This window comes from Pseudomonas ogarae, assembly GCF_014268695.2.
In the GTDB taxonomy this organism is placed as follows: Bacteria; Pseudomonadota; Gammaproteobacteria; order Pseudomonadales; family Pseudomonadaceae; genus Aquipseudomonas; species Aquipseudomonas kilonensis.
In genome coordinates, this window is the sequence record NZ_CP077086.1 from 6,034,929 (window position 1) to 6,048,609 (window position 13,681).

Consider the following 13,681-nt stretch of genomic DNA (forward strand, 5'->3'; position numbering starts at 1 on the left):
CCATAGGCCCCACCACAGCCCCAGGCAATCATTGAGCTTGATCGGGCAGCTCATCCCCCGCTTTTTGCTCCTCGACCAACCGCTTGGGCAACACCACCTGCTGTGGATAAGTCTGCGCGAAGTGCACCGCCGGGTGGTTATCCACAAGCTTCTTCAACTGCTGGTTGAATGCCCGGCTCACCGCATACTGCCCGCCGGATACGGTGCGGAACTGCGCCGTGAGCACCACGCCGTTGAGGTCCATCTTGTCCACGCCAAACACATCCAGCGGCCCTTGCAGGTTGAATTTCAGGAACGGATCTTCGGCAATCGACCGCCCGGCTTCGCGGATCAGTTCGATGGCCTGGTCCACGTCGGTGTCATAGGTGAACTGCACAGAGAAGAACGCAAAGGCAAATTGCCGGGACTGGTTGGTCACGGCCTTGATCTGGCCGAACGGCACCGAATGCACGAAGCCCTTGCCGTCACGCAGGCGCAGGGTGCGGATGGTCAGGCCTTCGACGGTGCCGGCGTGGCCGGAGCTGAGCACCACCCAGTCGCCAATGGACAGCGTGTCTTCGATGATAATGAACAGCCCGGTGATCACGTCCTGCACCAGTTGCTGCGAACCGAAACCGATCGCCAGCCCCACCACCCCGGCACCGGCCAGCAACGGCGCGACGTTGATGCCCAGGTTGGCCATGGTGGTGATTGCGCAAATCACCACCAGGATGATTTTCGCCGCGTTGCGCAACAGCGGCAGGATGGTCTTGACCCGGGTGCTGGGCTGGCGGGCCCCGCGCTTGTTCAGCGGCGGTTTCAGGGCTTCCTGGATCGCCGTGTCGAGCACCACCCATGTGAGCCAGGTCATCAGGAAGATCAGGCCGATGCGGCTCAAGGAATCACTGATCGCCCGGCCTATGGCATTGCGCGAGGCGAACTCGAACAGGGAAAACCCCCAGATCCGCCCGAGGGCCTCAATGAATACCACCGCCATGACGATGCGCAGCAACGCGTGCAGCAGGCTCAACAGGCGCCCCTTGTAGGCGCTGTTGCGCTGGATGGCCTCGGCCTTGGGCGACTTGAAGACGTGTTGGAACACGGTGCTGAGGAACACCGTGGCGATCAGCAGGATGGTGGTGAACAACGCACAGCGCAGGGCTTTCTGGTTGTCCTCGCCGACACCGATCAGGCTCACCGCCGACACCAGCACCATCAACAGGATCGGCCAATACCAGAGCCCGGAGAAAATCCGCAGCGACTCCTGCAAGGCCGGTTGCTTCAAGCGCTGGGCCAGCGGGCGGTTGCGGATCAGGTGCGCCACGGGCCGACGCATGCGAATCACCAGCCAGCCAAAGATCACCGAGGCGAACAGGCCGGTGAACACCGCGATGCTGCTGGTGATGTTGCCACCCAGTTGCCGGGCGATCTGCGGGCTGGTCAGGGCATCGCTGAGGGCGGCGAGAAAGCCGATCATGAACAATGGCCGGGGGCTGAAGCGCCGGATCATCGCCACCGCCCGGCGTTTGTGGCCAGCGTTGAACATCACGATCACGCACAGCAACACCGAAGTGGAGAAAATGCCACTGCTGGTGGCGTAGGCGAAACACAGCGCCAGGGCGCGACCGACCGAGACCTGCAGGAAGTGGCTGACGTACAGGGTCAGCGGCAGGCAGATCAACGCCGCAGCGGTGTACGGCAGCAGATAACCGAGCAGGTCGCGCAGGCGCTGGCGGGTGCGCAACCAGCGGCGCCGGCCCAGATGGCGCAGCAGCAGCCGCGCACCCGACCAGATCAGTGCGAAAGCGCCGATCCAGACGCTCGACAACAACAGGAAATCCCCCGCCACGCGCCAGGACGAACGGGACGTCTGGTCCACCAGCCGGTCCACCTCATCCGCCGCCCGGTCCGCCCGCAAGCGCCAGGCATCCACCAGGCTCTGGTTGAGGTCGAGCTTGTCCTGGACGTCGTCGATGCTCGAACTGATGGCCCCCAATAAACCGCCCTGCACCAGCGGCGCGGGTTCCGCGGGCGGTTCATCGGCCTTGGCGGTGCCAGGGACGGTGGCGGTCCCGTAGGCGCTGGTGCCGGTCATTGCCAGCAAGAACAGCAGCAATACAGTGCTCAATCGAGACAAAACGCGAGGCTCCTTCACACGGGATCGGTAAGGAACTGATCAATAACGGGCGAGCAAGTTCGCTCGGAAGATCAATACATCCCCTGTGGCAAGAGGATTATGTGGGAGCAAGGCTTGCCCGCGATGGAGGCACTGCGGTCTTTCAGAAATCGAGGCGCCTCCTTTCGCGGGCAAGCCTTGCTCCCACACAGCGGGCCACGCCCTCCACCGCTGGGCAGCCCATCGAAACTTTCCGGGCCGCGCAACAGTCATCACAAGACACAGGCAGTACGAGGTCATTGGCACGGGAGGGATACATGACGGCGATCCACATTGGTATTTCCGGCTGGCGCTACACGCCTTGGCGGGGGGATTTCTACCCCAAGGGCCTGACCCAGAAACGGGAATTGCAATTCGCCTCGCGAGCGGTCAATAGCATCGAAATCAATGGATCGTTCTACGCCCTGCAACGCCCCGAACGGTATGCCCAGTGGTATGCCGAGACACCGCCCGGCTTCGTGTTCAGCGTCAAGGCGCCGCGTTTCATCACCCACATCAAGCGCCTGCGGGACATCCGCAAGCCCCTGGCGAATTTCTTCGCCTCCGGCGTGCTGGAGCTCAAGGAGAAGTTGGGCGCGATCCTCTGGCAGTTTCCGCCCAGTTTCAAATTCGACCCTGAGCTGTTCGAAGACTTCCTCAAGCAACTGCCCCACGACACCGAAGACGCCGCCGCCCTGGCCCGCGAGCACGAGCCGCGCCTGGACGGCCGCGCCAGCACCACCACGGATAAAAAGCGCCCTTTGCGCCACGCCGTGGAAATCCGCCATGACAGTTTTTTAGACCCGCACTTCGTCACGCTGCTCAAGCGCTACGACGTGGCCCTGGTGATCGCCGATACCGCCGGTAAATGGCCCTATCGCGAAGACGTCACCAGCGATTTCGTCTACCTGCGCCTGCACGGTGCCGAGCAGCTGTACGCCAGCGGCTATACCGACGAGGCGTTGAAGCGCTGGGGCGAGCGGATCGAGGCCTGGCGCCACGGCAAGCAACCCGCCGACGCCCACCTGATCGACCCCGACAAGAAACCCCGGGCCCGCAAAAGCCGGGAAGTGTTCTGCTATTTCGATAACGACATCAAAGTCCGCGCGCCCTATGACGCACGCCACTTGCTGGAACACTTCCATCTGGACAAGGACCTCGCCACCGCACCCGGCGAACGCCCGGCCGAAGGGGTGTTGCCATGAACCGCCCGGAAACCAGCGAAGCGACCCACGAGCCGACCCAGCAACAGGCCCAGGATCTCGATCGGGTCAGCCACTTCACCGTGCTGACGGTCAACACCCATAAGGGCTTCACCGCCTTGAACCGGCGCTTCATCCTGCCGGAATTGCGCGAAGCGGTGCGCAGCGTGTCCGCCGACGTGGTGTTCTTGCAGGAAGTCCACGGCACCCACGAACACCACCCCCAGCGCTACAGCAACTGGCCGAGCATGCCGCAATACGAGTTCCTGGCCGACAGCCTCTGGCCACAGTTCGCCTACGGGCGCAACGCGGTGTACCCGGCGGGCGACCACGGCAACGCGCTGTTGTCGAAATTCCAGATAATCCGCCACGACAATCTGGACGTGTCCATCAGCGGCCATGAGAACCGCGGCATGCTCCACAGCGTGCTGCGCCTGCCGGGCGATGGACCGCAAGTGCATGCCATTTGCGTGCATTTGGGGCTGCGCGAAGGTCATCGTGTCGAGCAACTCAAGCTGCTTTGCCAGCGCTTGAGCGAACTGCCGCCCGACGCGCCCGTGATCGTCGCAGGCGACTTCAACGACTGGCGCGGCAAAGCCAGTGAACTGCTCGAACCCTGCGGCCTGCGGGAAGTGTTCGCCGAACAGTGGGGCAAACCGGCCCGCAGCTTTCCGGCACGCCTGCCGATCCTGCGCCTGGACCGCATCTATGTGCGCAACCTCAAGGCCCGTCATCCCAAGGTGTTGAGCGTACGACCCTGGTCGCACCTCTCCGACCACGCACCGCTGTCGGTGGAGATCGAATTATGAGCGCGACGATGAACAAGGCGACGGTTGAGCAGGTCGAGACGCCACCCACCGAGCGCAACCCGGCGCTGACGGATATCGAATACGGCTGGCACGGCAACAATCGCGTCAAGCTGCTGGAGAACGGCGAGGAGTTTTTCCCCAGGGTCTTCGAGGCCGTTCGCCGGGCCGAGACAGAAATCCTTATTGAGACCTTCATCCTGTTCGAGGACAAGGTCGGCTATGAACTGCGGGACCTGTTGGTCGAAGCCGCCGCGCGTGGCGTGCGCATCACCGTCAGCCTCGATGGTTTCGGCTGCGGTGAGTTGACCACCGATTTCCTGGCCTCATTGAGCAACGCCGGGGTGCGCTTGCAGATGTTCGACCCCGCGCCCCGGCGTCTGGGGATCCGCACCAACTGGTTCCGCCGCCTGCACCGCAAGATCGTGGTGGTGGACGGGGTGATTGCGTTTATCGGCGGGATCAACTTTTCCGCCGACCATCTGGGTGATTTCGGCGCCGAGGCCAAGCAGGACTATTCCGTGGAGGTCAAAGGCCCGGCGGTGGTGGATATCCACCACTTCGCGCTGTTGCAGAGTGGCCGGCCGGCCCGGGCCAAATACTGGTGGCAACGCCGCCGCAGCCGCCGCAACGCTCTGGCGTTCAACGACCATGACGGCCAGGTGCGCCTGGTCTACCGGGATAATCACGAACACCAGACCGACATCGAAGAGGTCTACCTGCAAGTGCTGCGCAGTGCCCAGCGGCGGGTGGTGATCGCCAATGCCTATTTCTTCCCTGGCTACCGGTTGCTGCGCGAGATCCGCAACGCGGCACGGCGCGGCGTGGAGGTGCGGCTGATCCTGCAGGGCCAGCCGGACATGATGATCGCCAAGCTCGCCGCACGCATGCTCTACAGCTACCTGCTCAAGGCCGGCGTGGTGATCTACGAATACTGCGAGCGACCGCTGCACGGCAAGGTCGCCCTGGTGGATGAGGACTGGAGCACGGTGGGTTCGAGCAACCTCGACCCGCTGAGCCTGTCCCTGAACCTGGAAGCCAATGTGCTGATCCGCGACCGGGCGTTCAACCGCGAGCTATTCGAGCGCCTCGACTTTCTGAGCCGCAACCATTGCACCGCCATGCCCGAGGACCACGCCCCCCGGGGCCTGTTGTGGCGCATGACCATCGGTTTCATGGTGTTCCACTGTTTGCGCCATTTCCCGGCCTGGGCCGGCTGGCTGCCGGCCCATAAACCGCGTCTGAAACCATTTTCGCCGCCGACGGCGGTCCGGAGCGAACCCCATGAACCACTCTGAAGCGCATGCCGCGCCGAGAGATGCCCATGCGCCGGAACAGTCCAAGCCCAAATCCCGCTGGAGCCGCTGGAAAAGACCGCTGACCCTGGCGTTCTTCCTGCTGCTGATCGTGCTGTTCACCGCCCTGGCCCGGCGTATCGATTGGTCCGAGGTGTTAGCCACCTTGGCCGACTTCAAGGTGCGCACCTTGATCATTGCCGCCGCACTGACTGTCACCAGCTTCATTACCTATGCCTGCTTCGATCTGATCGGTCGCACCTACATCCGCCAGAAACTGGGTTGGCGGCAGATCTTGCCGGTGGGGGTGATCAGTTACGCGTTCAACCTCAACCTCAGCGCCTGGGTCGGTGGCATCGCCATGCGTTATCGGCTGTATTCGCGACTGGGGGTCAGCACCGGGAACATTGCCAAGATCCTCGGCCTGAGCCTGGCCACCAACTGGTTCGGCTACATGACCCTGGCCGGCGTGGTGTTCAGCAGCGGCCTGGTGACCATGCCACCGGGCTGGAAGCTCAGCAGCGATGCACTGCAAGGCGTCGGCGCGCTGTTGCTGCTGGTGAGCGCGGGTTACCTGGTGGCCTGCCGATTTTCCAAGCGTCGGGCGTGGACGATTCGCGGCATGGAAATCAACCTGCCGTCGTTGCGCATGGCGGTGCTGCAACTGGCGTTGGGCGCGCTGAACTGGTCGTTGATGGCGGCGGTGATCTTCACGCTGCTGCCCGGCAAACTGGATTATCCGGTGGTGCTCGGGGTGTTGCTGATCAGCAGCATCGCCGGGGTCATTACCCACATTCCGGCGGGGCTCGGAGTGTTGGAGGCGGTGTTCGTTGCGCTGCTGCAACATGAAGTGTCGCGGGGCAGCCTGTTGGCGGGACTGATCGCCTACCGGGCGATCTACTTCATCCTGCCGTTGCTGATTACCGTGGTGATGTACCTGGTGATCGAGGCGAAGGCCAAGGCGTTGCGGGTCAAGCCTGGGCCCAAGTGATGGATTGCCTGGTTTGGCCCCATCGCGAGCAAGCTCGCTCCCACAGGGGATTTGTAGCGTTCGAAAGATTGGGTTCACACAGGTCCATTGTGGGAGCGAGCTTGCTCGCGATGAGGCCCGCCTGAACACCAAACATCTACCGCTCCTGGATAATGCTCAACCGCTCTCCCACCACCATTTCCGTGATCCAGCCCACCAGGATCGAGGTGTAGGCCTGCTGTGACACGGGGTCGCTCAGGGCATGGTCGGCGCCGTCGATGATCCGGTGCGTCAGCGAATGGGTCTGCTGGCACGCCGCCCGGTAGCTCATGATGGTGGCATGGGGCACGTAGGCATCGGTCTCGGATTCCACCAGCAACACATCGCCGGTGAACTGCGCGCATGCGTGCAAGGCGCGATTGGTTCCGGCGTGTACCAGCGTGCTGCGGTAATCCAGCAGGTCGGTCTTGTCCAGGTCGCGCTTGGGCGTGTGCCATTGCTCGTCGCGGTACAGCGCCGGCACCCGCAGGGCCAGCCAGCGCACCGGGCGCAGCGAAGTAAGGATCGAAGCCAGGTAGCCGCCATAACTGGTGCCCACCACGGCAATCGCCGAGGTATCCAAGGCCGGGTGCGCGAGCAGTCGGTCGTATGCCGCCAACAGGTCGCGCAGGTTGTCCTCGCGGGTGACCCGCGCCAAGGGGATCCCCGCCCCACCGGTGTGCCCACGCAAGTCGAAGGTCAAACACACGCAACCCAGGCCGGCGATGCCTTTGGCCCGTTCCAGGTCCCGCTCCTGGCTGCCACCCCAACCGTGCACGAACAGCACGCCAGGGACCTTCGACTTGGGACTCAGGAACGTCCCGTTCATGCGTTCATCGTCAATCTCGATCTGAATGGTTTCACTTCTAGCCGTCATAGGATTGAACCGTTACGTATTTGAGAAGGAAGTCGCCGTTGTGCGCCGCGCCGCGATAGACCTCCCTCGCGCCGGGCGGCAGCGATTGCTCGGCGTAGGTCTCCACCGAGGACACCCGCACCGCGCTGGTTTGCGGCGCGTCGACGAACACCTGCAACGCCGCCAGCTCGGCACTGCTGGCGCCGCCCATGCGCCACGACTGTTCCAACACGCCGCCACGGGGCTGGCCGGCGGTATCCAGGCCCTGGGCAATGTCGTAATTGCGCCGCGATGCAAAAAAGCTCGGGTAGGCCTGGCTGGCGGCGTCATCGAACACTTGCGCCAGGCGCACCGCCTCGCGCACATCATCGGGCAGTTCGAGCCTGAGCAACTCGATGTAGCCGCCCTGCACCACCAACAGGTCCGACCCGCCGTACACCTCCAACCCTTCGCTGTCGTGGGTCAGGTGTTGCACACCGCAATAGCTCAGGACCTTGCCGTTGATGAAGCTCTGGCCGACGCTCTGGGTCTTGACCTCGTTGAGGTGCTGTTCCAGCACTACCCCTTCGCGAAACAGCGCCTGGGCGTCAGGCGCGGCGACGATTTCATCGAACTGCGCCAGGCTCTTGATCAGCCGTTGGCCACGTCCGGCACAGGCATGGATCGGCTTGAGGCGGATCGGGCCGGTGTACAGCAAGTGCTCGGCGGCCGGGCGCGCATCCTTGAGCGAAAAGACCGTCACCCCATCGAGTACCGCGCCTCGCGTGAGCTTGGCAAACAGCGGCGACCAACCTTTGGGCGCCACGGCGTCCTTATTCAACAGACCGTGGGTAATCGCCTTGGTGCAAATAAAATCGTGCTCGACATACCCGCCCCACACGTCCTCCGGCCCTTTGACACCCAGGCGCATCAAGGTTTCGGTGCCGATCAGGGTTTGCGTGGGCAACAGATAAAGATCATGACCGGCCTGGGGGTCATGACTGTCGCCGTACTCCCATCCCAGGATCTGTGCCAGCCACTGGGCCAGCGCACGATTGGTCTCGACTTCATGGCGCGGTGCTTGTGGATTGACCGAATAGGCCACTACCCGCTTGTTGCGATTGACTGATGTCATGCCTTGCCCTTTTTCCTGCGCTCGATGGCTTTAGACAAGGGAAGGTGCAGAGATCAGGCCAACGAGGTGATGGGCGATGATGGTCAGCCAAGCGGGCGCATCGGGAGCAGTTGATAGCACCGGGCCTGTTTCATTCTGCACGACCCATGGCAGGCATCCCGCAAATTGCACGATGGCCAGTAGCAGACACAGCCCCCTCGCCACAAAGGAGTCACTGCTGTTTTGAAGGAACCGGCGGATTTACTCCAAACCGCGCCCGGTAATCGCTCGGCGCCAACCCGGTGATTTTCTTGAACGTCGTGCGAAAGGCGCTCGGGTCCTGGTAACCGACGGTCCAGGCAATGTGGTCGATGGTGCCATTGGTGAATTCCAGCATTTCCCGGGCCTTGCCGACGCGCAGGTGCTGGCAGTATTCGGTGGGCTTGAGCCCGGTGGCGGCGCGAAACCTGCGCAGGAAAGTACGTTCTTCCAGACCGGCGCGTTCGGCCATCGCACCGAGGGAAACCTCCACCGCGCCGCTGCTTTGCAACCAATGCTGGACCTTGAGAATCGCTGCATCGCCATGGCCAAGGATGGGCGCGAAGTTACTGCCACACTGGCTCGCGCTGTCGCTGTGCTCGATCACCAGAAATTGCGCGGTGCGCGTGGCGATGCTGGGCCCGAGCAGGCGGTCCACCAGGCGCAGCCCCAGTTCCGACCAGGCCATCAGCCCGGCGGTGGTGATCAGGTCGCCGTCGTCGACAATGGGTTTGTCGGCGTTGAGCTTGATCTTCGGGTAACGGGTGGCGAAATCCTTGGCCGAGGTCCAATGGGTGGTGGCGCTGCGCCCATCGAGCAGGCCGCTTTCGGCCAGCAGGATCGAGCCCACGCAAACTCCCCCCAACACCGTGCCGTCGGCATGTCGCGCCCGCAACCAATCCATCAGCGGCTGAGAGACCAAGCCGTCACTGAAACCGGCAAGGGACGGCGGAATCAACAACGCAACCAGCTTGCCCGCCGGGCCGGTTTCACTGTCGAAGACCCGCAGCGGAGCCTCGCCCTCCTCCGCCCGCCAGTGACTCACCCGCAGCGTTGGCAACTGCACGCTGGCATGCTCGGCCGCGATCCGCTGGGCCACGGTGAACAGATCGGTCAAGCCATGCACCGCCGCCAGTTGCGCGCCGGGGTAGATGAGCACCCCAATCTCGGCGACTGCCCTTTGCTGCGCCATTGTCAGTTTTCCCTCGCTTATTGTCGTTGCGGCCAATCCTCGAACCGGCGGTAAACACCAATACTGGCGCCCTACCCCACCTGATCAAGGAAGCCCCATGTCCAAGCAAGCGCTCATCGTAGTCGATATCCAGAACGACTACTTCCCCCAGGGCAAATGGCCGTTGGTCGGTGCCCAAGCCGCCGCCGATAACGCCGCACGCTTGATCGAAGCCTTTCGCCAGGCCGGCGACAGCGTGGTGCACATCCGCCACGAATTCACCTCCGACGACGCGCCCTTCTTCACCCCAGGCTCCGAAGGCGCCCAATTGCACCCCAAGGTGCTCAACCGCGCCGATGAACCGGTAGTGCTCAAGCACTTCGTCAATTCGTTTCGCGAAACCGAACTGCAAGCCATTCTCGACCAGCACGGCATCGAACAACTGGTGGTGGTCGGCAGCATGAGCCACATGTGCGTCGACGGTGTGGTGCGGGCGGCGGCGGACCTGGGCTACGGCGTCACGGTGATCCATGATGCCTGCGCCACCCTCGACCTGGAATTCAACGGCGTCGTCGTCCCGGCTGCCCAGGTGCATGCGGCGTTCATGGCCGCGCTGGGGTTTGCCTACGCGAGTGTGGTGAGTACCGAGCAATTTCTGGCGGCCAATCGCTAACTACACGACACCTCTAAAAAAACCGCGCTTCGTCGGCGAAGTGCGGTTTTATCTCAAGCCGCAAAGGTGTGCCGGAAGCGATCACGCATCCAGTACTTGCAGCAACCTCGGCATCGTCGCCACGAATCCCATCTGCGGTGCTTCGCGCACCATCCCTTTGAGCTTCTCGCCGCTGGCTTGGTCGGCGCTGCGCAGCCACTGCCCCGCCACGTCGATCAACCGCACATGATGGGTGATCCAGGCGCACGACGCCGACTCGGGCAATGCTGCCATCTGTTGTCCATGCCAGATCGCCTGTTCGGTATTGCCCGCCAACAGGCAGGTTTCAGCGGCGGCCACGCGAAAGCGCAAAGCGTTGTGGGCCAGGCAGGCCAGGGTGAGCTGGGCTTCGCCCTTCGCCAAGGCCTGCTGGCTGAGCGGCCCATCGTCGCTGATCATCGCCAGGCTGCCGTAGACCCACGGCCCGATGTAGCGCTGCAGCTCGAAGCGCTCCACCAGGCTCGCCGCCTCCATGATCAAGCTCTGCGCCAGCCCGCGCTCGCCCTGGCGCAACGCCACCCGCGCCAACCCTTCCAGCAGGATCGCTTCGAAACGGCTGGCGCCGAGATTGCGCGCCAAGGCCAGGGCACAGGTCAGTTCTTGCTCCGCCAAGGCATCCTGGCCACCCGCCACCAACACCCAGGCCGCCGTGAGCCGCGAGAAAACCTGTGCTCGATGATTGCCCAGCCGGGCGCTGCATTCGATGGCTTCCATGGCGTCACGCAAGGCTTGCTCCGGCTGGCCCAGGTACAGTTGCGCCGACCCTCGGGCGCTGCGATTGCCCGCCTCCACGTGCGCCAGCCCATTGCGCTCGCACAGGCGTACGCATTGATCGAACACCTCGTAGGCGGTCTGCATGCGCCCTTGTGCGTAATAAGAGTCGCCAATGCCACTCAGGGCCTTGGCCTCGGTTTCCAGATCCCGACCGATGCGGGCAAAGGACAAGGCCTCTTCATGGAGCCGGCGACACTCGGCGTAATCGCCCCGTGGAAAATAGATGTTCCCGTGCAAGTGATTCAACCGGGCCAGCGCCGTATGGGCCTGCATGGCCCGGGCGATGGGCAGCACGCCCTCGATCAGGCGCTCCTCCTCGTCCAGGCAATCGAGGGTATTGAGGACTGCTGCCAGCCCCAGCGCGGCCTCGATCTGATCCTGTGGCTGCTCGGCCAAAGCCAAGGCCCGCTGCAAATGCGCCCGAGCCTCCACGGTCTGGCCCAGGCCCGAGCACGCCTGACCACACAACAATGCGAAAGGAAAACTGCCCTGCGTACGCTCGGCAAACACCGCGCACTGCCGCGCCAGCGCAAGGATACTGTCGTACTGGCAGGCCAGGCGTTTTTCGGCCATGGCGACCAACAACGCGTCGAACGCCGCCGGATCGTTGGCCCGCAGCAAATGCTGGGCATAGACCACCCGGTCGCGGTCGCGGTAGAGACTCGCCACCTCACCGTGCAACTGCTCGCGAAGCAACGTAGGTATCGCGTCGTAGAGACAATGCATGACCAAGTCATGGACAAACAGATAGCTGCCAGGCTCGACTTCCCGCAGCAGCCCCTGGCGCATGTCCGCCGTCGGCAGATAACCGGGCAGCCCCAGCGCTTGGCGCCACAGCGTCAGCTCGAAACGATTACCCAGCACCGCGGCGTAATGCAGGGCTCGACGTTGCTCGGGGGCCAGCTTGTCAAAGCGGGTCTGGACCAGATGCCGCAGACTGTCGGGGAAAACACCTTGCTGGCTCGACAGCAGTTGCGTCAGGTACAGCGGATTGCCCTGGGCGCGGGCAACACATTCAGCCCGGTAGCGCGGATCAACATCGATGAATTGCTCCGCCAGGACCGTGGCCTCCCGCGCCCGGATCGGCGCGATGTCGAGCAGGCTCATGGGGCTGGAGGAATACGAACGGATTTCGCCGCCCAGCGGGTCATCTTCGGGACGGGACGTCAGCAGCCAGACCACCGGCGCTTCGTCAGTGGCATCGAGCAGCTTGCCCAACAGCGTAAACAGCGTGGTGTCGCCCCAGTGCAGGTCTTCGAGGCAGATCAACAAAGGCTGTTGCACCGCAACGCGCAGCAACACATCGAGCAAAGCCTGGAACAGCCCCTGGGTACGGGCCTGGTTGCCCATCGCGCCATACAGGAGGGGCGGCTCGGCAGACGACACGCCGGTCAGCACTTGCAGGAACATGCGATGTTCGGCGGCCACTTTCAGGCGGGACAAGGCCGCGTCCAACAACGACGCGCTGATGGGCGACGCCCCACCGAGGTTGAGCAGGCTGGCCACCAATTGCCCCAGGGGCCACAGACTGTTGCCCATGCCGAAATCCAGCACATCGCCGCGATGGCAGGCGAAGCCTCGCTGCCGAGCCATTTCGAAAAATTCGCTGACTAATCGGGTCTTGCCAATGCCCGCCATACCGCGCACATAGACGATGTGCCCGTCCTGGCATTCCTGGGTGGCCTCGATCACTGCCTTGAACTGCAATAGCTCGATGGCTCGCCCCACCAATGGACGCGGTGCGTTTTCGTCGAGGCTGCGCGGGCGCAGGCATTTGCGATAGGCCTGGAACTCATCGTCGGAGGCGGAAAACTCAAACCGGGCAGCGAGTTGTTCCAGCAGGTTCTGCGCAACATACACCGGCGCATTCCCATGACGATCCAGCAACGGCTTTTGCGCGAGCAAAGCAGGCTCAGCATGGGGATCTACCGCTTCGGCACTCAGGCGCACAAGCCGCAGCACCAAGGCATGCCCTGGCGTGACGAATTGCTCGCGGCTCAGCGCCAACGCGCAAAGCAGGCCCCGTTCGCTATCGCTGCGATACGCCTGCGGAGAGCCGAATTGGGTGATCACCACATCCTGCGTCATCCCCAGTGGAACGCCACCGAACTGACGCACCAGGCGCTCGACTTCATCCATGAACGTCGCCCCTGGCGACCCATCGATCCGAAAGGACAGTTCAAGTACGTAGCGAATGACGCTGTCATCGACCTGTTTCTGCGCCTGTTGCGCAAAGGCCACCTGGTGCAGTTCGGTCAGCGTCTGTTGGATGTGCACCAAAGCCGCCGAGGCGGGATCGCCCAGCAGCGCACTCACATCGACCCCGAAGGCCGTCGCCAGGTGCCGAGCGGTGCGATAAAGCACCGGCTTGCCGGTTTCGGCGCGCTTGATGGAGGCGATCGAGACGCACAAATGCCGGTTCAGGCAGGCTTCGGCCAGGGTTTCCTGACTCAGGCCATGCTGTTTGCGCAGCCCTTTCAACGACACCGCGTCCAGCAGGACACGACCGTCGGATATCGAGGTATCACGCTTGGGCAGGGCAGCAAAGGTATTGTGTCGGGAGTCCATGTCGATAACCCTTCTACCCTGG

10 protein-coding genes are annotated in these 13,681 nt (G+C 63.2%); 5 read left to right on the forward strand and 5 right to left on the reverse strand.

Annotated elements, in window-relative coordinates; genetic code table 11:
- Positions 1-28: 28 nt before the first annotated feature.
- Positions 29-2,116 carry a mechanosensitive ion channel family protein gene (locus HU749_RS26675; protein WP_186652317.1) on the reverse strand — a complete coding sequence of 696 codons (2,088 nt, stop codon included), beginning with the start codon at positions 2,114-2,116 and terminating at the stop codon, positions 29-31.
- Between the two features lie 296 nt (positions 2,117-2,412).
- Between HU749_RS26675 and HU749_RS26680 the strand changes: the two genes are divergently transcribed.
- The 4 genes from HU749_RS26680 to HU749_RS26695 are packed head-to-tail and all read left to right on the forward strand — an operon-like array spanning position 2,413 to position 6,428.
- Entirely contained in the window at positions 2,413-3,339 is a 927-nt protein-coding gene (locus HU749_RS26680; protein ID WP_079302786.1) for a DUF72 domain-containing protein, read from the forward strand.
- Positions 3,336-4,145, forward strand: coding sequence for an endonuclease/exonuclease/phosphatase family protein (locus tag HU749_RS26685; RefSeq protein WP_079302787.1), 810 nt, complete (start codon positions 3,336-3,338; stop codon positions 4,143-4,145). The genes HU749_RS26680 and HU749_RS26685 overlap by 4 nt, the downstream gene beginning before the upstream one ends.
- A complete protein-coding gene (clsB, locus tag HU749_RS26690; RefSeq protein WP_186652305.1) occupies positions 4,142-5,440 on the forward strand; it encodes a cardiolipin synthase ClsB in 1,299 nt (432 codons plus the stop codon). The genes HU749_RS26685 and clsB overlap by 4 nt, the downstream gene beginning before the upstream one ends.
- Positions 5,427-6,428: a lysylphosphatidylglycerol synthase domain-containing protein gene (locus HU749_RS26695; protein WP_095962979.1), complete on the forward strand. Its 1,002-nt coding sequence runs from the start codon at positions 5,427-5,429 to the stop codon at positions 6,426-6,428. Before clsB ends, HU749_RS26695 begins: the two co-directional genes overlap by 14 nt.
- 136 nt (positions 6,429-6,564) lie before the next feature.
- Here the strand turns inward: HU749_RS26695 and HU749_RS26700 are convergent, their stop codons facing one another.
- The 3 genes from HU749_RS26700 to HU749_RS26710 form a co-directional block, all read right to left on the reverse strand.
- A complete protein-coding gene (locus HU749_RS26700; RefSeq protein WP_079302790.1) occupies positions 6,565-7,323 on the reverse strand; it encodes an alpha/beta hydrolase family protein in 759 nt (252 codons plus the stop codon).
- Entirely contained in the window at positions 7,313-8,416 is a 1,104-nt protein-coding gene (locus HU749_RS26705; RefSeq protein WP_079302791.1) for a DUF3182 family protein, read from the reverse strand. Before HU749_RS26705 ends, HU749_RS26700 begins: the two co-directional genes overlap by 11 nt.
- Before the next feature lie 211 nt (positions 8,417-8,627).
- The gene (locus tag HU749_RS26710) at positions 8,628-9,626 is read right to left on the reverse strand and encodes a GlxA family transcriptional regulator (RefSeq protein ID WP_079302792.1); all 999 of its coding nucleotides are present in this window, start codon (positions 9,624-9,626) and stop codon (positions 8,628-8,630) included.
- A gap of 97 nt (positions 9,627-9,723) precedes the next feature.
- Between HU749_RS26710 and HU749_RS26715 the strand changes: the two genes are divergently transcribed.
- Positions 9,724-10,278: a cysteine hydrolase family protein gene (locus HU749_RS26715; RefSeq protein ID WP_003206069.1), complete on the forward strand. Its 555-nt coding sequence runs from the start codon at positions 9,724-9,726 to the stop codon at positions 10,276-10,278.
- Between the two features lie 81 nt (positions 10,279-10,359).
- On the opposite strand, the gene HU749_RS26720 is transcribed toward HU749_RS26715, so the two are convergent.
- A complete protein-coding gene (locus HU749_RS26720; protein ID WP_186652303.1) occupies positions 10,360-13,659 on the reverse strand; it encodes an AAA family ATPase in 3,300 nt (1,099 codons plus the stop codon).
- Between the last annotated feature and the right edge of the window lie 22 nt (positions 13,660-13,681).

What these genes read in the sequence shown, in the direction of transcription:
- HU749_RS26680 (WP_079302786.1), top strand. Translation starts at nt 2,413, where the DNA reads ATGACGGCGATCCACATTGGTATTTCCGGCTGGCGCTACACGCCTTGG.
- HU749_RS26685 (WP_079302787.1), top strand. Translation starts at nt 3,336, where the DNA reads ATGAACCGCCCGGAAACCAGCGAAGCGACCCACGAGCCGACCCAGCAA.
- clsB (WP_186652305.1), top strand. Translation starts at nt 4,142, where the DNA reads ATGAGCGCGACGATGAACAAGGCGACGGTTGAGCAGGTCGAGACGCCA.
- HU749_RS26695 (WP_095962979.1), top strand. Translation starts at nt 5,427, where the DNA reads ATGAACCACTCTGAAGCGCATGCCGCGCCGAGAGATGCCCATGCGCCG.
- HU749_RS26700 (WP_079302790.1), bottom strand. Translation starts at nt 7,323, where the DNA reads ATGACGGCTAGAAGTGAAACCATTCAGATCGAGATTGACGATGAACGC.
- HU749_RS26705 (WP_079302791.1), bottom strand. Translation starts at nt 8,416, where the DNA reads ATGACATCAGTCAATCGCAACAAGCGGGTAGTGGCCTATTCGGTCAAT.
- HU749_RS26710 (WP_079302792.1), bottom strand. Translation starts at nt 9,626, where the DNA reads ATGGCGCAGCAAAGGGCAGTCGCCGAGATTGGGGTGCTCATCTACCCC.
- HU749_RS26715 (WP_003206069.1), top strand. Translation starts at nt 9,724, where the DNA reads ATGTCCAAGCAAGCGCTCATCGTAGTCGATATCCAGAACGACTACTTC.
- HU749_RS26720 (WP_186652303.1), bottom strand. Translation starts at nt 13,659, where the DNA reads ATGGACTCCCGACACAATACCTTTGCTGCCCTGCCCAAGCGTGATACC.